Source organism: Affinirhizobium capsici (genome assembly GCF_977018625.1).
On the sequence record NZ_CDRNXD010000004.1, the window covers coordinates 1,467,456 to 1,488,508 of the forward strand.

Annotated in this window: 17 protein-coding genes; 6 read left to right on the forward strand and 11 right to left on the reverse strand. The window is 55.0% G+C overall.

Annotated elements, in window-relative coordinates; all coding sequences use genetic code 11:
* Nucleotides 1–27 precede the first annotated feature (27 nt).
* Together AC0JZ1_RS10470 and AC0JZ1_RS10475 are read right to left on the reverse strand one after the other, a co-directional pair.
* Nucleotides 28–2,481: a penicillin-binding protein 1A gene (locus AC0JZ1_RS10470; protein WP_471882310.1), complete on the reverse strand. Its 2,454-nt coding sequence runs from the start codon at nucleotides 2,479–2,481 to the stop codon at nucleotides 28–30.
* A 253-nt stretch (nucleotides 2,482–2,734) separates the two neighbouring features.
* On the reverse strand, nucleotides 2,735–4,003 hold the full coding sequence (locus AC0JZ1_RS10475) for an N-acetylmuramoyl-L-alanine amidase (RefSeq protein ID WP_471882311.1): 1,269 nt from the start codon (nucleotides 4,001–4,003) through the stop codon (nucleotides 2,735–2,737).
* A gap of 587 nt (nucleotides 4,004–4,590) precedes the next feature.
* Here AC0JZ1_RS10475 and AC0JZ1_RS10480 point away from each other — a divergent pair.
* The 6 genes from AC0JZ1_RS10480 to aat all read left to right on the forward strand — a co-directional run bounded on the left by AC0JZ1_RS10480 (nucleotide 4,591) and on the right by aat (nucleotide 11,542).
* Nucleotides 4,591–7,527, forward strand: coding sequence for an Rne/Rng family ribonuclease (locus AC0JZ1_RS10480; protein WP_471882312.1), 2,937 nt, complete (start codon nucleotides 4,591–4,593; stop codon nucleotides 7,525–7,527).
* Nucleotides 7,528–7,748: 221 nt separating this feature from the next.
* Entirely contained in the window at nucleotides 7,749–8,513 is a 765-nt protein-coding gene (locus AC0JZ1_RS10485; RefSeq protein ID WP_471882313.1) for a DsbA family protein, read from the forward strand.
* A 116-nt stretch (nucleotides 8,514–8,629) separates the two neighbouring features.
* Nucleotides 8,630–9,067 (forward strand): type II 3-dehydroquinate dehydratase, encoded by a 438-nt coding sequence (gene aroQ, locus AC0JZ1_RS10490; protein ID WP_471882314.1) that lies wholly within the window; start codon nucleotides 8,630–8,632, stop codon nucleotides 9,065–9,067.
* A gap of 25 nt (nucleotides 9,068–9,092) precedes the next feature.
* Nucleotides 9,093–9,563 carry an acetyl-CoA carboxylase biotin carboxyl carrier protein gene (accB, locus tag AC0JZ1_RS10495; protein ID WP_471882315.1) on the forward strand — a complete coding sequence of 157 codons (471 nt, stop codon included), beginning with the start codon at nucleotides 9,093–9,095 and terminating at the stop codon, nucleotides 9,561–9,563.
* Between the two features lie 9 nt (nucleotides 9,564–9,572).
* A complete protein-coding gene (accC, locus tag AC0JZ1_RS10500) occupies nucleotides 9,573–10,922 on the forward strand; it encodes an acetyl-CoA carboxylase biotin carboxylase subunit (protein WP_471882316.1) in 1,350 nt (449 codons plus the stop codon).
* A gap of 2 nt (nucleotides 10,923–10,924) precedes the next feature.
* On the forward strand, nucleotides 10,925–11,542 hold the full coding sequence (aat, locus tag AC0JZ1_RS10505; protein ID WP_471882317.1) for a leucyl/phenylalanyl-tRNA--protein transferase: 618 nt from the start codon (nucleotides 10,925–10,927) through the stop codon (nucleotides 11,540–11,542).
* A gap of 49 nt (nucleotides 11,543–11,591) precedes the next feature.
* Here the strand turns inward: aat and mce are convergent, their stop codons facing one another.
* From mce to nuoI, 9 genes are all read right to left on the reverse strand, one after another.
* A complete protein-coding gene (gene mce / locus AC0JZ1_RS10510) occupies nucleotides 11,592–11,996 on the reverse strand; it encodes a methylmalonyl-CoA epimerase (protein ID WP_471882318.1) in 405 nt (134 codons plus the stop codon).
* Between the two features lie 39 nt (nucleotides 11,997–12,035).
* Nucleotides 12,036–13,706 carry a ribonuclease J gene (locus tag AC0JZ1_RS10515; protein ID WP_471882319.1) on the reverse strand — a complete coding sequence of 557 codons (1,671 nt, stop codon included), beginning with the start codon at nucleotides 13,704–13,706 and terminating at the stop codon, nucleotides 12,036–12,038.
* Between the two features lie 16 nt (nucleotides 13,707–13,722).
* Nucleotides 13,723–14,460, reverse strand: a complete 738-nt coding sequence (locus AC0JZ1_RS10520; RefSeq protein WP_471883417.1) for a biotin--[acetyl-CoA-carboxylase] ligase — start codon at nucleotides 14,458–14,460, stop codon at nucleotides 13,723–13,725.
* A gap of 23 nt (nucleotides 14,461–14,483) precedes the next feature.
* Nucleotides 14,484–15,926, reverse strand: coding sequence for an NADH-quinone oxidoreductase subunit NuoN (gene nuoN, locus AC0JZ1_RS10525; protein ID WP_471882320.1), 1,443 nt, complete (start codon nucleotides 15,924–15,926; stop codon nucleotides 14,484–14,486).
* Between the two features lie 18 nt (nucleotides 15,927–15,944).
* Nucleotides 15,945–17,456 (reverse strand): NADH-quinone oxidoreductase subunit M, encoded by a 1,512-nt coding sequence (locus AC0JZ1_RS10530; RefSeq protein ID WP_471882321.1) that lies wholly within the window; start codon nucleotides 17,454–17,456, stop codon nucleotides 15,945–15,947.
* Complete coding sequence (gene nuoL / locus AC0JZ1_RS10535; RefSeq protein WP_471882322.1) at nucleotides 17,456–19,456, reverse strand: NADH-quinone oxidoreductase subunit L; 2,001 nt, start codon at nucleotides 19,454–19,456, stop codon at nucleotides 17,456–17,458. Before nuoL ends, AC0JZ1_RS10530 begins: the two co-directional genes overlap by 1 nt.
* 7 nt (nucleotides 19,457–19,463) lie before the next feature.
* On the reverse strand, nucleotides 19,464–19,772 hold the full coding sequence (gene nuoK, locus AC0JZ1_RS10540; RefSeq protein WP_471882323.1) for an NADH-quinone oxidoreductase subunit NuoK: 309 nt from the start codon (nucleotides 19,770–19,772) through the stop codon (nucleotides 19,464–19,466).
* 21 nt (nucleotides 19,773–19,793) lie between these two features.
* Nucleotides 19,794–20,408: an NADH-quinone oxidoreductase subunit J gene (locus tag AC0JZ1_RS10545; protein WP_471882324.1), complete on the reverse strand. Its 615-nt coding sequence runs from the start codon at nucleotides 20,406–20,408 to the stop codon at nucleotides 19,794–19,796.
* 122 nt (nucleotides 20,409–20,530) lie between these two features.
* Nucleotides 20,531–21,022, reverse strand: a complete 492-nt coding sequence (gene nuoI, locus AC0JZ1_RS10550; protein WP_471882325.1) for an NADH-quinone oxidoreductase subunit NuoI — start codon at nucleotides 21,020–21,022, stop codon at nucleotides 20,531–20,533.
* Nucleotides 21,023–21,053 lie beyond the last annotated feature (31 nt).

Here is a 21,053-nt window from a genome sequence, read left to right on the forward strand (position 1 = left end):
GCCCTCGGTCGTTAGGCCTCACCCGGATCAGAACAAGCCACCAGATCCCGAAGTCACGGCCTGCTGCGCTTGCGGAGAGGTCTTCAAAATTTCTTCCGGCGGAAGCTGAGCATCTGCACCGATAACCGTCAGCGTATCGGCAGGGCCAGTCCCTGGCTTGAAGGCTTCCACGATGGTATCGGGCTCACCTTCAAGCGCAAACATGCCGGTCTTCCGATTGACGGGGATGAATTGCATGCCTCCAGGCACCTGGAACTTGGTTGGTGGGGTGACCTTGGCAGCTTGTGCCAGGAATTCGCCGAAGATGGGCGCTGCCAATCCACTACCCGTACCCGCACGACCCAGCGGCGAGGGATTATCGAAGCCGACATACAGACCAGCAACGAGGTTTGGCGTGAAGCCTACGAACCAAGCATCTTTTTCGTCATTGGTCGTGCCGGTCTTACCAGCGACGGGACGGTCCTTCACTGGAATTTTACCAGCTGCCGTGCCTCGCTGCACAACGCCTTCCATCATGGATGTGATCTGGTAAGCGGTCATCGGATCGAGCACCTGCTCGCGGTTATCGACCAGTGTCGGTTCCGGCTGTTGGGCCCAGCTGTTGAAATTGCAGCCTTCGCAGGTCCGCTCCTCGTGACGGAAGATTGTTTTACCGTAACGATCCTGAATCCGGTCAACGAGCGTCGGCTTTATCTGCTTGCCGCCATTCGCGATAACGGAATAGGCCGATACCATTCGCAGCACGGTTGTTTCGCCAGACCCGAGAGACATGGAAAGCAGAGGTGCCATCTTATCGTAGATGCCAAAGCGCTCGGCATATTCAGCCACCAGTTCCATGCCCATGTCCTGAGCAAGCCGGACCGTCATCTGGTTACGGGACTTTTCGATGCCGAGGCGCAAAGTGGATGGACCACCAGACTCGCCACCATAATTTTCCGGGCTCCAGGTCTGCCCCCCAGATACCACTTCGATCGGCGCGTCCAGAATAACGGAAGCAGGCGTATAGCCATTGTCGAGAGCGGCAGCATAAACGAAAGGCTTGAATGAGGAGCCGGGCTGACGCATGGCCTGGGTTGCGCGGTTAAATTCGGACTGTCCATAGGAGAAGCCGCCAACCATGGCCAGAACGCGGCCCGTATGCGGGTCCATCACCACCATGCCACCCTGCACCTTGGGCGGCTGCCGCAAACGGTAAATGCCTTCCTTGCCTTGTACGGCCTCGACATAAACCACATCGCCCGCGCCTAGAACGCCCGTTGGCGATTTCGCGGTTTTGCGGGCGTTCTTGGCATCGCGATAGGCCCACTTCATTTCGTCGGCAGGAATGACGCCTTTTTCGCGCTCCTCAACCACCTTACCAGCAACCAGTGCAGGTTGGAGACCAATATCAACTTCCTTATCCGAAACAGCTGTAACAACCGCCAGCCGCCATTCAGGCACATCTCGCAGGGCTGGAACCTTCGCAAGCTCCGGCCCCCAATCGCCTGACACCGAGATCTGCGCGGCTGGCCCGTGGTAACCACGCCGCTCATCGTATTCAACCAAGCCATGCTGCAATGCTGCACGCGCCATGATCTGCATCTGTGGATCTAGAGATGTGCGAACCGAGAGGCCGCCTTCGTAAAGAGCCTTGTCGCCATACTTGTCGATGATCTGGCGACGAACTTCCTCAGAAAAGTAGTCAGATGCCGCGACAGTTGCGCCACCGCGGTTCATGTTTACACCAAGCGGCTGCTTCTTGGCTTCTTCAGCATCGCTTGCGGTAATATAGCCATCTTCGGCCATGCGCGAGATCACGTAATTGCGGCGCGTCAAAGCTGCCTGCTCGTGACGGAATGGATTGTAGTTGGCTGGGCCCTTAGGCAAGCCCGCCAGATAGGCGGCTTCGGCAATGGTCAGTTCAGTCACCGACTTGTTGAAATAGGTCAGCGCCGCACCGGCAATACCGTAAGAGTTGAACCCGAAGAAAATCTCGTTGAGATAGAGTTCGAGAATTTTATCCTTCGAATATGTCTGCTCGATGCGGAAAGAGAGAATCGCTTCCTTGATCTTTCGGTCGAAAGTCTGGTCAGCGGAAAGCAAAAAGTTTTTTGCCACCTGCTGCGTGATGGTGGAAGCACCTTCGGGACGGCGGCCTGAACCGATGTTCTGAATATTGTTGACGATGGCGCGTCCCAGACCCCAGGCATCGACACCCGGATGGGTATAGAAGTTCTGATCCTCGGCGGAGATGAAAGCGGCCTTCACGCGATCCGGGATCGCTTGAATGGGCAAAAACAGGCGCTTCTCGCGCGCGTATTCGGCCATCAATGCGCCATTGCCTGCGTGAACGCGCGTGGCAACGGGCGGTTCATAAGATGCCAAAACTTCGTAATTAGGCAGATCCTTGGACACGCCAGCCAGATAGACGGCGGCGACGGCAGCAACGGCCAGAAAGCCGATGCAGGCCAATCCAAAAAAATATCCAAGCAATCTGATCATTCTTAGCTACCGCTTCAGTCTCTCAGGTGCTGGCTGCACCATTTCATAGTTACACGCGTTTTGCACGAGCGACCCGCAAGCGCAAGCATTGCCAGTTCAAAAGCAACGAGTCGTGATGCTGGTATAAAAGCACGAGTAACGCTTTGAATGTGAGTAAAATAGGGCTCACGCAACGCCGTTCCCGATGCTCCACCCGCAGAAATTGCGAATCAAGACGCTTGGTGACGGGATGTGGCATTCAAGCCACGCTATGCTATCCGCCTCCGGCTGCAGCACCGCTTCGATAACGCATCACAGCCTCTGCCAACAGCGTCGTCAGCCGGTCGCGCCACTCCTCGCTCAACAGCAGTTTTTCATCTTCCTCGTTGGATAGGAAGCCAAGCTCAACCAAAATCGAAGGAATATCTGGGGCTCGCAGCACCTGAAAGCCAGCATAGCGATGGGGGTTGTTGATGAGACCGATTTGGCCCTCAAAAGATTTCACGACGCGATTGGCCAGAGAAATGGAAAATGCCTGCGTTTCACGGCGAGTAAGGTCCAGGAGGATATCGGCGACTTCCGGCTGCGGAACTTCGATGGAATAGCCCGCCAGTTGATCTGAGAGATTTTCGCGGGCGGCCAGCGCCGCCGCCATCCGGTCTGATGCGGTATCGGAAAGGGTATAGACGGTAGCACCGCGAATGCCCTTCTGCCCCAGTGTATCCGCATGCAGGGAAATAAAGAGATCCGCTTTGCTCTGGCGTGCCAGCACAACACGCTCAGACAAAGACAAGAAGCTGTCATTCGTGCGTGTGAGAACGGCTTTGATGCCCTGCTGTTTGTTCAGCTTCTCCACAAGCGCCTTTGCGAAAGCAAGTGTAATATCCTTTTCAGGCGTCTTGGTGGTCGCGCCGGAAGCACCGGCGTCGATTCCCCCATGCCCGGCATCGACCGCAATGACAAAGATCCCGTCATGTCCCTGATCTTCCGGCGCGATCGTATTCAGAACCGTATTGCTACCAGATTGCGGTTCGCCCCATTTTTGCGTTTTGACGAGTTCAGCGAACTTATCCGGCGTGGTCATCTCAGCGTCCAGCACCAAGCGATAACCCTTGTCTTCGTTCTTTTGCACCTCTGCAAGAACAAGACGGACGGGGCGAATTGCCGTCAAAACGATGCGCGCACTTCCCTCACCCATAGTACCATAACGGATATCCTTGAAGAGGCCGCGCGCAGCGAGATCGGCTGCGGGGAAGCCAAAGGCCGTTGCTGGCAGATCAATCACGATCCGCTCAGGCGATTCGACGTAATGGACTGAAAAATCCGGCTTTCCATCAAAATCGATGACGACTCGTGACCGGGCATCATCACCAACGATACGCGCGCTGAACGCCAGCAGAGGATCTTCGTCCTTTTCAGTTGCATGTGCGACCGGAATGAGAACGCTGACCAATAACAGCACAAGCCCTGCGCGGCGCAGAACACGCGATACGAAAAATTCCATCCGCCCTCTCAGCAAAGCCCTGCGCCCCACGCCTCTCATTTCCGTTACGCCGCCCGCTGGGCGGAAACGAATCTCATGTTTGCACCATTGCCTTACACACGCCAGCGATGCCAGTCATAGCGTTTGCCGCTAATACTCAAATTTGATCCATATTGTGGCATGGCGGGCTTTCCGCTTGCTATTATGACAGATAAAACATACAAGTCGTTTGAGGGTTTAGGTGTCGACGGGATAGTCTGTTGACAGGCTGCCAGCTTCAAGTCCTGGCGCCATAAAGCACGGTCATCCGCCGTCTCTACATCTAGCCTGATGCAAACTCTACGCCGGCGGTGGCCGGAACAGTACCGGATGGTTCGCCATCCAGCTCATCAGGAGCAAATTCATCGGGTCCAACAACGGGCCTTATATAACGTCATTCTCGTCTGGTCTTTGATGTTGCGGCACAGATTGCATTTTCCGGGGAAACTGAATGGAGCGTTAGCGGCTCTGTTTTCCATGGTGATGCCGCAGACAAACTTTCCATCGGGAATTTTTTTATCCGGCAGATCGAACGCGAACCACGGTAGCTCAGGCATGACACCTGCCCGCCGTGAACCCACGCGCTCGCGCCGAGGAGCACATGTTCAATGGCAGACAAAATGCTTATCGATGCGTCTCACGAAGAGGAGACGCGCGTCGTAGTCGTCCGGGGAAACCGGATTGAAGAATTTGACTTCGAATCGCAGCACAAAAAACAGATACGCGGCAATATTTACCTCGCGAAGGTAACCCGCGTTGAGCCTTCTCTTCAGGCGGCATTTGTCGATTATGGCGGCAACCGCCACGGCTTTCTTGCCTTTGCCGAAATTCATCCAGACTACTACCAGATCCCGCTTGCGGACCGCCAGGCACTGATCCAGGCGGAGATGGAAGACAATCCTCGTCATTCCGATCATGATTTTGAACCTGTCGTCGATCTTTCCAAGGCAGAACAGCCGGATGTTGGGATTGCCGCACAGGTAGAAGCTGCACTCGGTGCTGAACCGGAATCGCAAGCAGCGACAGCAGAGGCTGAACAGCCTGCTGCCGAAGCCGCACCAGAGGTTACGGAAGAGGTGACAGCGGAAGCTGCTGCCGAAGAAAAGCCTAAGGCAAAGCCACGACGCAGCCGCGCACGCAAAAAGGCGGCGGAAGAGGCTCCAGTAGAGGCAAGCGAAGCCACGGATGCCCGCGACGACAGCACGCCGGACGAAATGGCGGCCATGGTCGAAACCGACTCCATTTCCGAGGATGTTTCTGATCGGCGCTCCCGCGATGACGATGATGACGACGACGATGATGGCGATCACGAAAAGGAAGTGATCGAATCGGTCGGCGCAGAAGATGCGATGGAAGAAGTTCCGGATCGCGTTTTCCGCAAGCCGCGCAAGCAGTATCGCATTCAGGAGGTCATCAAGCGCCGGCAGATTCTGCTGGTTCAAGTTGCCAAGGAAGAGCGCGGCAACAAGGGCGCGGCGCTCACGACCTATCTTTCGCTTGCCGGTCGCTACTCTGTCCTGATGCCGAACACGGCTCGTGGCGGCGGCATTTCCCGTAAGATTACCAACCCGACAGACCGCAAGCGCCTGAAGGAAATTGCGCGGGAGCTGGACGTGCCGCAGGGCATGGGTGTTATCCTTCGTACCGCTGGCGCAAACCGTACACGGGTCGAAATCAAGCGCGACTTCGAGTACCTTATGCGCCTGTGGGAGAATGTCCGTACGCTGACATTGAACTCTATCGCGCCATGCCTGGTTTATGAGGAAGGCTCGCTGATCAAGCGCTCGATCCGCGACCTCTACAACAAGGATATTTCAGAAATCATCGTGGCTGGCGAAGAAGGCTATCGTGAAGCAAAAGACTTCATGAAGATGCTGATGCCGAGCCATGCGAAGGTGGTTCAACCCTACCGCGATCTGCACCCAATCTTCTCCAGGTCTGGAATCGAAGCGCAGCTGGATCGTATGCTTCAGCCGCAGGTCACTTTGAAATCCGGCGGTTATCTCATCATCAACCAGACCGAGGCTCTGGTGGCGATCGACGTAAACTCGGGCCGCTCGACTCGCGAACATTCGATTGAAGAGACCGCGGTTCAAACAAACCTTGAAGCTGCGGAAGAAGTTGCGCGTCAATTGCGTTTGCGCGACCTTGCAGGTCTGATCGTCATCGACTTCATCGACATGGAAGAAAAGCGCAATAACCGCGCTGTCGAGAAGAAGCTGAAGGATTGCCTGAAGAACGATCGCGCCCGCATTCAGGTTGGCCGCATTTCGCATTTCGGTCTGCTCGAAATGTCGCGCCAACGGATTCGCGCCAGCGTGCTGGAATCGACAACACAGGTCTGTTCACATTGCGGTGGCACCGGCCATGTTCGCTCGCAGTCTTCCGTTGCGCTTCACGTTCTTCGCGGCGTGGAGGAATATCTGCTGAAGAACACGACGCACGACATCACCGTGCGAACCACACCGGATATTGCTCTTTATCTTCTGAACCAGAAGCGGACGACTGTGGTGGATTACGAGCGCCGCTTCGGCGTTTCCATCTATATCGAATCCGATATTGCTATCGGCTCCAGCCATTTCGCGATTGATCGTGGAGAAGCGGTTGCCAACCCTGTCAAGGTTGAAAGCCTCCTGCAGTTTGTGTCGACGCCTGTCGAAGAAGAAGATGAAGACGACGTCGTCATCGAGATGGATGAAGAAGAGGATATGGAGGCGGCACCTGCCGCTGCGACATCCTCTCCGGAATCTCGCTCTGATGATGATCAGGGTAACCGCAAGCGCAAGCGTCGCCGTCGTCGCCGCAATCGCAACGGCGAGCGCAATGGCGATGCGGCCCACAATGCCTCCTCGGATGAGGCAGATACTTCTGACGATGAAGAAGACGACGAAGATGAATCCGGTGCAGACGTTTCTGTCCAGTCGGCGCAAGCTGACGGTGATGAGGGCTCTCGTCGCAAGCGTCGTCGCCGTGGCAAGCGCGGAGGACGCCGTAACCGGCATGGTGAGGATGAAACCTCTACGGCATCGACTGAGGGTGATGACGATGCTTCCGCAGAGGAGGTTTCGGCTGGGGATGCTGGTGAAGAAGTCGCACCGGTAGTCGAAATGTCTTCGGAAGCACCAGCCGATGTCGTGGCCTCTGAAGTCGCTGGAGTTGAAATCGCAGCTGAGCCAGTTGCGGAAGAAAAGCCTGCTGCGAAACCTCGGCGCGCTCGCCGCACCAAGGCATCGGCCAAGGCCGATGACGCCGCAGTTTCTTCCGAAGAAACCGCTCCTGCCGCTGGCGCTGCGGAGCCGGAAGTCCGGGTTGCGCCGGAAGCGGTAGAGGTTGTCGCTCAGGTGGAAAGCGCCCCCGAGCAGCCAACCGCACCTGAAGCTGAGGCGATTGATGAAGATCAGAAGCCAGCACGCGCAAATCGCGCTTCCAATATCTCCTCTTCCGAGCCGGTGGTAAAATCCAACGCTCCGGCAGAAGTCGAGGCAGATCCGCAAGGTGGCAAGCCGAAAAAGGCAGGCTGGTGGCAGCGCCGCGGCTTTCTTTGAAAGCTGGTAAGCCGCTAACAACGAATAACGGTCGCACCTGTGCGGCCGTTTTTTTATAATCATGCTTCAGTTATTTTGACTGGTCATCACTGTGCCAAGAATATGCACATCAATGTGAGTTTGTAGGACGGCTGCGTGTTGGATATGGTCCAGCAAAACGCGCAGTCTCGCGACGCGATTCGCCAAGAAGCCGCGCAACCATGCGGTAGTAGAGGATAAAAATGAACGCCCTTTCCCGAAATCTTGTTGCTGGCTTGATGGCATGCTCAGCCTTGATAGCCCAATCCGGTTATGCACTGGCGTTGGATGAACAACAAAAGAAGGAAATGGGCGAATTCATCCGCGAATACCTTGTCGCCAATCCAGAGGTTATGCTCGAAGTGCAGGACGCTCTCGAGAAGAAGCAACAGGATGCGCGCGTCAATCAGGCGGCAGATGGTATCGAAGCCAACTCGAAAGCCATTTTCTCATCGCCGGACGATATTATTCTCGGCAATCCCAAGGGAAACGTGACTGTTGTCGAGTTCTTTGACTACAATTGCGGTTACTGCAAGCGCGCGCTTTCAGACATGGAAACCATTCTATCTGAAGATAAGGACATCCGCTTCATTCTGAAGGAGTTCCCAATTCTGGGACCGGATTCCATGGCTGCGCATCGAGTGGCCAACGCGGTTCGTCTTGTGGCGCCGGATAAATACCCTGAATTCCATAAGGAATTGCTTGGTGGGCAAACCCGCGCAACTGAGGCGACTGCACTTTCTGTCGCAGCAAAACTCGGCATCGATGAGAAAGCAATTCGCAAATCGATGAGCGATAGCCCGAATGACAAGCAGGTGCGAGCAACCTACGAGCTTGCCAATAACCTCGGTGTCACTGGCACACCCTTTTATGTGGTCGGCAATGAAGCCGTGTTTGGCGCGGTTGGCCATGAAGAATTAACCACGAAGATTGCAAACATCCGCAGCTGCGGCAAAGCCACCTGCTAATCTATCAACGCATTTGAAGCGCTTCACCCCCGGTTATGCACGGCTTTCGTGGCCGGGGGCTTTCCCTTGCGGCCTTGCCGGTCTATAGGTTTCATTGGTTTTATGATGGAAACTCTATGAGCAAGACAGTCTTTGTCCTGAACGGCCCCAACCTGAACATGCTTGGAAAGCGTGAGCCGGGTATATATGGCGGCAAGACCTTGAAGGACATCGAGAGCGATTGCGTCAACGTGGGCAAAGAGCTCGGCTTCGTTGTCGAATGCTTTCAAAGCAATCATGAAGGCGCATTGGTGGATAAGCTGCACGCAGCAGACGACAACGCGATAGGCGTCGTCATCAATCCTGGTGCCTATGGCCATACCTCGATTGCCATGCATGATGCGATCCGCGCCATTTCGGTGCCAGTGATCGAAGTTCATATTTCCAACATTCATGCACGTGAAGAATTCCGTCATAAATCGATGATCGCACCGGCGGCCAAGGGCATGATCTGCGGATTGGGTCCGGCCGGCTACGTGCTTGCATTGCGTGCCTTGCGCGACATAACCAGCTAAGAACAACAGAACACATAGGTTGACCATGTCTGAGAAGAAAAACGGTATCGACAAGGGGTTGATCCGCGATCTGGCGAACATCCTCAATGATACCGACCTGACCGAAATCGAAGTGGAGCAGGATGACCTGCGCATTCGCGTTTCGCGCAATAGCCAGGCTCCGCAGTACATCCAGGCAGCACCTGCCGTACAGCAATTCGCGGCTCCGGCAGCACCCGCAGCAGCCGCGCCAGCAGCAGCAGCACCAGCGGCGGCTGATCGCACCAACGCAGTCACGGCACCCATGGTCGGCACGGTTTATCTTTCGCCCGCTCCTGGTGCACGCGCTTTCGTAGAAGTCGGCGCCACGGTCAAGGAAGGGCAGACACTGCTCATCATCGAAGCTATGAAGACCATGAACCAGATCCCGGCTCCTCGCTCGGGCAAGGTTACGGAAATCATCGTGAACGACGCGCAGCCGGTCGAATATGGCGAGCCGCTGATCGTCATCGAATAAGGCAGGTCCATGATCTCCAAGATTCTCATTGCCAACCGAGGCGAAATTGCACTGCGCGTGCTTCGCGCCTGTAAGGAACTCGGCATCGCAACAGTCGCCGTCCATTCGACGGCGGATGCGAATGCCATGCATGTCAGGCTTGCGGATGAAAGTGTGTGCATCGGGCCTCCCCCTTCCCGTGACAGCTACCTGAACATTCATCAGATCGTTGCTGCTTGCGAAATCACCGGTGCGGATGCTGTTCACCCGGGTTATGGCTTCCTTTCGGAAAATGCGAAATTCGCAGATATTCTTGAGGCACACGGCATCACCTTCATCGGACCGACGGCGGAACATATTCGCCTAATGGGTGACAAGATCACCGCGAAGAAAACCGCGGTCGAACTTGGCATTCCGGTCGTCCCTGGTTCCGATGGAGAAGTGACTCCGGATACTGCTCTCGAAACCGCGAGAAAAATCGGCTTCCCGGTCTTGATCAAAGCGACGGCAGGCGGCGGCGGTCGTGGCATGAAGGTTGCCAAGACAGAAGCCGATCTGGAAGAAGCCTTCAATACGGCGCGGTCCGAAGCAGCTGCTGCTTTCGGCAATGATGCTGTTTACATGGAAAAATACCTCGGCAAGCCAAGGCATATCGAGGTTCAGGTTGTTGGCGACGGTGCCGGCAACGCCATCCATCTTGGCGAGCGCGACTGCTCGCTTCAGCGTCGTCACCAAAAGGTTTGGGAAGAAGCAAACTCTCCTGCCCTCAATGTCGAGCAGCGTATGAAGATCGGTCAGATCTGCGCCGACGCGATGAAGAAGATGAAGTATCGCGGTGCTGGCACGATCGAATTCCTCTATGAGAACGGCGAGTTTTATTTCATTGAAATGAACACCCGCCTTCAGGTTGAACATCCGATCACCGAAGCCATCACCAACATCGATCTGGTGCATGAGCAAATTCGCGTGGCATCCGGCGCTGGCCTTTCTGTCACGCAGGATGAGATTACATTCTCCGGGCATGCGATTGAGTGCCGTATCAACGCCGAAGACCCTCGCACCTTCACGCCGTCACCAGGTACTATCACGCATTTCCATGCGCCGGGTGGCCTGGGCGTACGCGTGGATTCCGGTGCCTATGCCGGCTACAAGATCCCGCCTTACTACGACAGCTTGATTGGCAAACTCATCGTGCATGGGCGTACACGCGTTGAATGCATGATGCGCCTTCGTCGGGTACTGGATGAGTTCGTCGTCGACGGCATCAAGACCACGCTTCCATTGTTCCAGGATCTCGTTTCCAACCAGGATATCGCCAATGGTGATTACGATATCCATTGGCTGGAGAAATATCTGGCTGGCGATAAGGCTGACGCATAAGAATGGCAGGTCAGCGCAGCAGTTCATATCCGGCAATTACACCTGATATTCTGCTGCGCGCCTATTCCATAGGGCTATTCCCTATGTCTGACTCCGTGGATGACCCTGAGATTTTCTGGGTAGAGCCCCATATTCGCGGTATAATTCCGCTCAACGAATTTCACATCTCTCGCAGTCTCAGAAAAATGATGCGTCATGCGCCGTTGCAACTCCGGCGCAACACCGCTTTTGAAGCTGTGATGGCGGGATGTGCAGAGGCAGCGCCAGACCGGCCAAGCACTTGGATCAATCAAACTATACGTGATCTCTATACGCAGCTACATCACATGGGGCATGCGCATAGTGTTGAAGCCTGGGAAGGTGAAAAGCTGGTCGGTGGGCTCTACGGCGTATCACTGGGCTCCGCCTTCTTTGGTGAGAGCATGTTCACACGCCGTACCAATGCCTCGAAGATGTGTCTGGTGCATCTGGTCGAACATCTACGAGTATCAGGTTTTCGGCTGCTGGATACGCAATTCACCACCGATCATCTCAAGACCTTTGGCGCCATCGACGTTCCGAAAGAAGATTATCTGATCCTGCTGAAGGATGCGCTTCAAGGACCGCCCGCACGGTTTTAAATGCAAAGGTAGCGGCCCACCTTGCAGCAAAAGACCTCGCTCAGACAAGTTACACCTGCTCAAGCTCGATCAAGGTACCCTGAAAGTCTTTCGGATGAAGGAAGAGCACCGGCTTGCCGTGAGCGCCTATCTTTGGCTGTCCGTCGCCCAAGACGCGTGCTCCGTCCTGCTGAAGCTGATCGCGAGCTGCAAGGATATCCTCAACCTCGTAGCAGATGTGATGCATTCCTCCCGAAGGAGCCTTGGACAAGAACGACCTTATGGGCGAATCTTCGCCCAGTGGTTCAAGAAGCTCAACCTTGGTATTTTCCAATTCAACGAATACGACTGTGACACCATGTTCAGGGAGCGCTTGAGCCTGAGAAACACGCGCTCCTAGGGTATCACGATAGCTGGCCGCAGCAGCGGCCAGATCAGGAACTGCAATTGCAATATGGTTGACACGACCAAGCATCAGGCCCTCCCCGCCCTTATTCGACCAAACCAGACGCTCTTACCCGAGCCGGTTAACAAACACCGTCACGACCGGCTTCTTGCCCCACGCATTATTCGCCGCAGCACGAACTGCGCGACGGACCGCCTCCCGAAGCATATCAAGATCCTTGCGGCGTGCACGTGGGATGCTTTCAATCGCGCTCAGCACTGCGTCATACAAGGTGTCTTCCATATCCTCGCCTTCATCATCATATTCCGGCAAGCCAAATGGTACGACATCGGGATCAGACTGGAAATCGTAGCGAGCATCCAGCACCACATTGATCGCGACATGTCCGACATAGGCAAGCTTTCGGCGGTCAGAAATTCCCATTTCATCCTGGTCGCCGATCAGCTTGCCATCCTTGAAAATGCGTCCATGTGGCGCATCATCAATGACTTCCGCCGGTCCAGGAGCAAGACGAAGAATATTCCCGTTACGGACGCGAGGAACATTTTCAATCCCCGCGCCAAGGGCGAGTTCACGCTGAGCGGTAAGATGGGCCGCTTCTCCATGGACCGGTACCAGAACCTGCGGCCTGATCCATTCGTACATCTTCAGCAGCTCATTTCGCCGCGGGTGACCGGAGACATGCACCAGCGCCTGCGAATCCGTCACAATTTTGACGCCCTGCTCGATAAGGCCATTCATGATTTCCAGAATAGCCTTCTCGTTACCCGGAATCGTGCGCGACGAAAAGACAACCGTATCGCCGGAGGTCAGCGCTACATTTCGCATCTCATCGCGTGAAAGCTTAGCAAGGGCTGCACGTTGCTCGCCTTGGCTTCCAGTGAGGATAACCACGACCTTGTCCCGCGGAATATAGCCATATTCCTCTTCGGCGATAAATGGTTTGATGTCTTCCATAATGCCGATGTCGCGGGCGACATTGACGACACGCTTTAGCGACGAACCGAGAAGAAGCACTTCGCGACCTGCGGCTTCTGCCGCCAGCGCGATGGAGCGGATGCGGCCAACATTCGATGAGAAAGTTGTGATGGCAACTCTTCCCTCAGCATCTTCAATAACTTTCCTTAGTCCTTCAGATACCTCTTCTTCCGAGGGCGAGACACCTTCGCGCATAGCATTGGTGGAATCGCACATCAGAGCCAACACACCTTCATCCCCAACCGCCCGGAACCGGTTTTCATCCGTTAGGGGCCCCAGCGAGGGGTCGGCATCAATCTTCCAGTCACCTGTATGGACGATGTTGCCGAGCGGCGTCCTGATCACCAGCGACATAGGTTCAGGTATCGAGTGATTGACAGCGACTGCTTCAATTTCAAACGGGCCGACGGTGATGCGATCACCTGCCTTGAAGATTGTCACCGGAATTTCGGCGCGCGTACCTTCGTAATCCCTTTTTGCCTCCAACATGCCTGCCGTGAAAGGAGAGGCATAAACCGGAACATTCAGACCAGGCCAGAGATCATTCAACGCGCCATAATGATCTTCATGCGCGTGAGTGATGATAATCCCCTTCAAACGGTCTCTCTGTTTCGCCAGAAAGCTTATGTCTGGCAAAATGAGATCGACACCCGGAAGCTCCGGGCCAGCGAAAGTAACGCCGCAGTCCACCATGATCCATTGACGCTTTTCCGCTGGACCGTAGCCATAGAGTGCGAGGTTCATACCAATCTCGCCCACGCCACCCAACGGCAAGAACACCAATTCGTCCTGCTTCACCATTCTTCGCTCAATCCGTTCAAAGTAAAAAAACGTCGCCCGCAGCAATCAGCTGCTGTCGGCCTTCGGCTTCCAGTATCAGAAGTCCGTGATCATCGATACCGACAAACTGCCCATCCAAGGAGCGATCTGGCAGATTGACCCTGATCATGCCACCAATGCCGCAGGCGGCATCCCGCCACAGTCGTGTGACTTCCGCTACGCCTCTGCCCTCGTCCCAAACCTTCAATGCCCAGGCGATTTCGCGGTAGAGATGAGCGAACAGCTCCTCTGGCCCGATGGAGGCGCCCTGTTCAGACAGAGACGTCACTCCGTAAGGAGCATCATCTGGGCGATGACGGATATTTATGCCGATTCCTACGACAACTGCTCGTCGCCCGTCAGCCAGCATCTCGGCTTCCAGCAGAATGCCGCAGCTCTTCTTCCGACCAATCAGCACATCATTCGGCCACTTGATCTCAATTGCTTCAGCCCCTGGCGGCAAGACAGCCTTTGCAGCTGAATGCACGCCGAGAGATATGGCAAGGGGAAGAGAAGAAAGTCGAACCGGATCGGCCGGATCAAGCAGCAGTAGACTTGCGTAGAGATTGCCTGCCTCAGACGACCAGTGACGCCCACGGCGACCACGGCCAGCACTCTGGCGCTCAGCGGTAACCCAAAGCAAACCCGGATCACCATTGCGAGCAAGCCGCAGGCATTCACTATTGGTAGACGTCACCTCGCCGAGCGCGAGATGACGAAACGCATCGAGGGAGATCTCACCCCCTCTTACAGTCGCAATCAAAAGAAGGACCGAGCGGCAGCCGTGGCCGCAGTACCGACCGGGCCGCCAAACAGCACGTAAGCTGTGACAAATAGACCGGAAAGACCGAAGACAATGCGTAGCTGACCGGCGCTGCGGGCAAACTCACCGACAGGTGCATCGAACCACATGACCTTGACCAAGCGAAGGTAATAATATGCGCCAACGACTGAGGAGAGCACACCAATAACCGCCAGTGCGTACAGCTTGGCTTCGATGGCCGCGACGAAAACGAAATACTTCGCAAAGAACCCAGCCAGCGGCGGAATACCCGCCAGAGAGAACATCAACGCTGTCAGGACGACTGCCATGAACGGGTTCGTCGATGACAAACCAGCCAGATCGTCAATGTTTTCCAAGACCGTATCATCTTTCGCGCGCATGGACATGATGCAGGCGAAGGTACCGAGTGTCATCACCATGTAGATCAGCATGTAGAGCGCGACGCCCGATACACCCGTCTCAGAACCGGCAGCGAGACCTACCAGTGCATAGCCCATATGACCGATGGAGGAATAGGCCATAAGACGCTTGATATTTCTCTGCCCAATGGCCGCAAAGGAGCCAAGGAGCATTGAGGCAATGGATATGAAGACGACAACCTGCTGCCAATCCGCAAAGACCGGCATGAAGGCTTCCGAGACCACGCGGACGAAGACCGCCATGGCAGCGACCTTCGGACCAGCCGCAAAGAATGCGGTTACCGGGGTCGGCGCACCTTCATAGACGTCCGGCGTCCACATATGGAAGGGGACGGCGGAAATCTTGAACGCAAGACCTGCCAGGATGAACACCAAACCGAAGACCACGCCCAGTGAGCGCGTCTCAGCACTCAGTACGGCCGCGATATTGTTAAGGCCGGTGTTTCCGGTAAACCCGTAAACCAGGGACATGCCGTAAAGAAGCATACCCGAGGACAGTGCGCCGAGAACGAAGTACTTAAGGCCAGCTTCCGTAGACCGCAGGCTATCGCGGTTGAACGCTGCGACCACATAAAGCGCCAACGACATGAGCTCTAGACCGAGATACACGGCGAGCAGATCGTTGGCAGATATCAGAAGAAGCATACCCAGGGTTGCAAGCGTCACCAGCACTGGAAATTCGAACTGATCCAGCTTGTTGCTCTTGGCGTGGCTCATCGACATGATGAGGGCTGTCAAAGAGCCAATCAGCGCGATGACCTTCATGAAGCGAGCAAAGGAGTCGAGCACGAATGCTCCTCCCCAGGCTTCACCCTCGGCTGGGCTAAAGACAAGCCACAATGCCGACGCTGCCATCAAGATAACGGCCAGGCCCGTCACAAGCCGTGACGCACCCGAACGCGAGTAGACACCGATCATCAACAACACCAAGGCACCGACCGCGAGGATCAGTTCCGGTATTGAGATCTGCAGGCTCGCAAGGAGAAGTTCAGCAGTCATGTCTAATCGTGTCCCGTATCAATGCACGACGAGTGCAAGTTTCTGCGCAGCCTGCAGGGCAGCGGAGTAATTATTAAGCAGAACGTCCACAGAAGCCGCTGTCGCATCGAAGACAGGAGCAGGATAGACGCCAAAGAAAATTGTCAGAACGACCAGCGGGTAAAGAATGATCTTTTCACGGGTCGAGAGATCCAGGAGACCCTTCAGGCTTTCCTTGTCAAGCGCACCGAAGATGACCCGACGATAAAGCCAAAGAGCGTAAGAGGCAGACAGAATGACGCCGGTAGCTGCGAAGAGCGCCACCCACGTATTCGCCCGGAAAACACCGATGATTGTCAGGAATTCACCAACGAAGCCTGAGGTGCCTGGAAGCCCCACATTGGCCATCGTGAATACCATGAAGGCCACCGCATACTTCGGCATATTGTTGACGAGGCCACCATAGGCAGCAATCTCACGGGTGTGCAGACGATCATAAACGACGCCCACGCAAAGGAAGAGCGCACCGGAGACGATGCCATGTGACAGCATCTGGAATATCGCACCCTGAACACCCTGAGCATTGGCCGCGAAGATGCCCATCGTCACATAGCCCATATGCGCTACTGAAGAATAGGCGATCAGCTTCTTGATATCATCCTGCATCATCGCGACCAGCGATGTATAGATGATGGCAAGAACTGAAAGCGTGAACACAAACGGAGCGAAGTAATCGGAAGCGAGCGGGAACATGGCAAGCGAGAAGCGAATGAAACCATAACCGCCGAGCTTCAACATCACACCGGCTAGTATGACCGAACCAGCAGTAGGAGCCTGAACGTGTGCATCTGGAAGCCAAGTATGCACCGGCCACATCGGCATCTTCACAGCGAAGGAGGCAAAGAAGGCAAGCCACAACCAAGTCTGCATACCGGCAGGGAAACCGAACTTCAGCAGTTCTGGAATATCAGTCGTACCAGCTTGCCAGTACATTGCCATGATGGCCAGCATCATCAGCACTGAGCCGAGCAATGTGTAGAGGAAGAACTTGTAGGATGCGTAAACGCGATCCTTTCCACCCCAAACGCCGATGATGATGAACATCGGCACCAGCGTCGCCTCAAAGAAAACGTAGAACAACACGATGTCGAGCGATACGAACACGCCGACCATGACCACTTCCAACAGAAGGAAGGCGATCATGTATTCCTTTATACGCTTCTCAACCGACTCCCAGCTTGCCAGCACACAGAATGGCATCAGGAACGTAGTCAAGATGACGAACAGCATCGAAATACCATCAATGCCGAGATGGTAGGCAATGCCAGTGTTGAGCCACTGATGCTTCTCAATCATCTGGAACCCTGGATTGGCATTATCGAAACCAATCCAGATGAACAGCGATAGAATGAAAGTCGCAACGGTCGTCAGGAGCGAAATGTTGAGGATATTCCGGCGCGCATTGACACCCTCCCCCCGCATGCACAGGAGGAGAAGTACACCAACGAGCGGCAGGAAGGTGACCGTTGAGAGAATCGGCCAATCGGTCATCAGAAGGAACTCCCGAGCATCATCCACGTGACGAGGGCTGCAATGCCAATCAGCATCGCAAACGCATAGTGATAAAGGTAACCAGACTGCAACCGCACGACACCACGGGTGATGTCGACGACGCGGGCTGCAATTCCGTTTGGTCCGTAGGTATCGATGACTGCGACGTCACCTTTCTTCCAGAGGAAGCGCCCAAGTGCTTTGGCAGAACGGACGAACAAGAAATCATACAGTTCGTCGAAGTACCACTTGTTCAACAGGAACTCGTAAAGCACACGATGCTGAGCAGCAAGACGCTTAGGTGTTTCCGGTGACTTGATGTACATGAACCAAGCGCCCACAAATCCCGTCAGCATCGCAACGAAGGGGCTCCACTTAACCCACAGAGGCACGTGGTGGAACTCTTCAAGAAGCTCGTTGCTTGGTAGCGTAAACAGCGCACCTTTCCAGAATTCATTGTATTCGTGGCCATAGAAGTAGCCTTCAAACACGACGCCGGCAAAGATCGCCCCAACCGTCAGGAACGCCAATGGAAGAAGCATGACCAGAGGCGATTCATGAACGTGGTGCATCACTTCATGCGACGCACGCGGCTTTCCAAAGAAAGTCAGGAACGCGAGACGCCAAGAATAGAAGCTGGTGAAAAGCGCCGCGATAACAAGCAATGTGAAGGCAAAACCGGACACGGCAGAATGAGAAGCATACGCAGACTCAATGATCACGTCCTTGGAGAAGAAGCCAGCAAAGCCGAACATCGTCCCCGGAATACCGACGCCGGTGAGCGCCAGCGTGCCAATGGTCATCGCCCAGAACGTATAGGGGATGTGCTTGCGCAAGCCGCCCATGTGGCGCATGTCCTGCTCACCATCAACGGCGTGAATAACCGACCCGGCGCCCAAGAATAGAAGTGCCTTGAAGAAAGCGTGCGTGAACAGGTGGAACACCGCAGCACCGTAAGCGCCTACGCCAAGCGCCACGAACATGTAGCCAAGCTGCGAGCAGGTTGAATAGGCGATGACACGCTTGATATCGTTCTGAACCAGACCGACCGTTGCTGCAAAGAAAGCTGTGATTGCGCCAATCACGGTCACCACAGTCAAAGCATCGTGCGAGAGCTCAAATATGGGTGACATGCGCGCAACAAGGAACACGCCAGCGGTCACCATGGTTGCAGCGTGGATAAGAGCTGAAACAGGCGTTGGGCCTTCCATAGCATCCGGCAGCCACGTGTGGAGCAGGAACTGAGCAGACTTACCCATCGCACCCATGAACAACAGCAGACAAACAGCGGTCAGCGCGTGGGCCTTATCCAATTGCATGCCAAACAGGTTGATAACAGCCTGACCAGCATCGGCAGCGCCTTCCGCAGGAAGATAGCTTTGTGCTGTTGCAAAGATGGTTTCGAAATTAATCGAGCCAAAAAGAACGAAGACACCGGAAATGCCAAGCACGAAGCCAAAGTCGCCGACACGGTTGACAATGAAGGCCTTCATCGCCGCAGCGGAGGCGGACGGCTTCTTAAACCAGAACCCGATCAGAAGATAGGAGGCGAGACCCACACCTTCCCAGCCAAAGAACATCTGCGCCAGGTTGTCGGAGGTGACCAACATAAGCATCGCGAAGGTAAACAGCGACAGGTATGCGAAGAAGCGCGGACGGTGCGGATCGTGGTGCATGTAGCCTATCGAATAGATGTGCACCAAAGTCGACACGGAGTTTACGACCACAAACATAATCGCGGTCAACGTATCGACGCGGAAGGCCCATTCAAAATCGAGGCCGCCAGACTGGATCCATCGCAGAACCGAGACCTTGATGACTTCATGACCTTCACCATGCGCCAACGCGACATCGAAGAAGACGATCCAGGAAAGGACGGCCGCGACGATCATCAGGCCGCTGGTAATGAATTCCGATGCCTTGGCTCCGATAGAACGGCCAAAGAGGCCGGCAATCAGAAAGCCGATCAGGGGAAGAAAGACGATAGCCTTATAGATCATGACCTGATCAGCCCTTCATCATATTGACGTCTTCGACCGCGATGGAACCGCGGTTACGGTAGAAGACAACGAGTATTGCAAGACCAATGGCTGCTTCCGCTGCAGCAACGGTCAGAATGAACAGCGCGAACACCTGACCAACGATGTCGTTCAAGAAGTGCGAGAAAGCCATCATGTTGAGGTTGACGGACAAAAGAATGAGTTCAACCGACATCAGAATGATGATGACGTTTTTCCTATTAAGAAAGATACCGAACACGCCAAGCGTAAACAGGATCGCGCTAACGGTCAGGTAATGAGAAAGTCCGATTTCCATATCGCTTTTCCTTGATCGCGCTTACAGACCGCGGCCTGATTCGACTTTGGCTACTTCGATCGCTGTCGCGGGGGTACGTGCAACCTGCTTCGAGATGTCCTGGCGCTTGATGTTCTGGCGGTGACGCAAGGTAAGCACAATCGCGCCGATCATTGCGACCAACAAGATCAGACCGGCCACCTGGAAGAAATAGACATAGTTTGTGTAGATGACATCGCCCAGCGCCGCAGTGTTCGTGCGCGCAGCCGGAGATGGAATGGGCATGGTGATTGACTTGGCGGCTTCGGGGGTAAGAACGGAACCACCGACGACCAGGATCAGTTCTGCAGCCACGATAAGGCCAACCAGAGCGCCCACTGGCGCATACTGAAGAATTCCTGACCTCAATTGGGCGAAGTCAATATCCAGCATCATCACAACGAAGAGGAACAGGACCGCAACAGCGCCGATGTAAACAACGAGCAGGATCATCGCAAGAAACTCAGCGCCGGTGAGCAGAAACAAACCCGCCGCGTTGAAGAATACCAGAATCAGGAAAAGCACCGAGTGAACGGGGTTCCTGGCAGAGATGACCATGAACGCCGACGCTACCGCGACGAAGGCGAACAGATAAAAGAAAACAGCCTGTAAACCCATGGTGGTGCCTTTTCGTCTTCCCTGGCGAGATCAACTCACCGTCAAAACCTGGCAGTAGACCCGGCCAGGCATATCATCCAGAACATGCGCCGCGCCCAAAGGGCGCAGGCGGCCTCAAGCAATCAACGGTAAGGCGAGTCCATCGCGATGTTGCGCGCGATTTCACGCTCCCAGCGGTCACCGTTGTCCAGCAGCCGTTGCTTGTCAAAATACAGCTCTTCGCGGGTCTCCGTAGAGAACTCGAAATTAGGGCCTTCGACAATCGCATCGACGGGACATGCTTCTTGGCAGAAGCCACAGTAGATGCACTTTACCATGTCGATATCGTAACGAACCGTCCGGCGCGTGCCGTCATTACGACGTGGGCCCGCCTCAATCGTAATGGCCTGGGCGGGACAGATCGCTTCACACAACTTACATGCGATACACCGCTCTTCACCATTCGGATAGCGACGAAGAGCGTGTTCACCGCGGAAGCGCGGGCTGACCGGACCCTTCTCGAAGGGGTAATTGATCGTCGCTTTCTGCTTGAAGAAGTAACGCATCGACAGGAAAAACGTCGAAACGAACTCTTTGAGAAAGAGCGAGCTGATCGATTGAGCCAGACTTGCCATGTGTATTCTCCAGTAAGCCAGCCGATGGGTG

Excerpts from the sequence above, each read along its gene's own strand:
- accC (WP_471882316.1), top strand. The coding sequence starts at position 9,573 with ATGATCTCCAAGATTCTCATTGCCAACCGAGGCGAAATTGCACTGCGC.
- AC0JZ1_RS10470 (WP_471882310.1), bottom strand. The coding sequence starts at position 2,481 with ATGATCAGATTGCTTGGATATTTTTTTGGATTGGCCTGCATCGGCTTT.
- accB (WP_471882315.1), top strand. The coding sequence starts at position 9,093 with ATGTCTGAGAAGAAAAACGGTATCGACAAGGGGTTGATCCGCGATCTG.
- nuoN (WP_471882320.1), bottom strand. The coding sequence starts at position 15,926 with ATGACTGCTGAACTTCTCCTTGCGAGCCTGCAGATCTCAATACCGGAA.
- nuoI (WP_471882325.1), bottom strand. The coding sequence starts at position 21,022 with ATGGCAAGTCTGGCTCAATCGATCAGCTCGCTCTTTCTCAAAGAGTTC.
- aroQ (WP_471882314.1), top strand. The coding sequence starts at position 8,630 with ATGAGCAAGACAGTCTTTGTCCTGAACGGCCCCAACCTGAACATGCTT.
- AC0JZ1_RS10475 (WP_471882311.1), bottom strand. The coding sequence starts at position 4,003 with ATGAGAGGCGTGGGGCGCAGGGCTTTGCTGAGAGGGCGGATGGAATTT.
- AC0JZ1_RS10485 (WP_471882313.1), top strand. The coding sequence starts at position 7,749 with ATGAACGCCCTTTCCCGAAATCTTGTTGCTGGCTTGATGGCATGCTCA.
- AC0JZ1_RS10530 (WP_471882321.1), bottom strand. The coding sequence starts at position 17,456 with ATGACCGATTGGCCGATTCTCTCAACGGTCACCTTCCTGCCGCTCGTT.
- AC0JZ1_RS10480 (WP_471882312.1), top strand. The coding sequence starts at position 4,591 with ATGGCAGACAAAATGCTTATCGATGCGTCTCACGAAGAGGAGACGCGC.
- aat (WP_471882317.1), top strand. The coding sequence starts at position 10,925 with ATGGCAGGTCAGCGCAGCAGTTCATATCCGGCAATTACACCTGATATT.
- nuoL (WP_471882322.1), bottom strand. The coding sequence starts at position 19,456 with ATGATCTATAAGGCTATCGTCTTTCTTCCCCTGATCGGCTTTCTGATT.
- AC0JZ1_RS10515 (WP_471882319.1), bottom strand. The coding sequence starts at position 13,706 with ATGGTGAAGCAGGACGAATTGGTGTTCTTGCCGTTGGGTGGCGTGGGC.
- mce (WP_471882318.1), bottom strand. The coding sequence starts at position 11,996 with ATGCTTGGTCGTGTCAACCATATTGCAATTGCAGTTCCTGATCTGGCC.
- AC0JZ1_RS10545 (WP_471882324.1), bottom strand. The coding sequence starts at position 20,408 with ATGGGTTTACAGGCTGTTTTCTTTTATCTGTTCGCCTTCGTCGCGGTA.
- nuoK (WP_471882323.1), bottom strand. The coding sequence starts at position 19,772 with ATGGAAATCGGACTTTCTCATTACCTGACCGTTAGCGCGATCCTGTTT.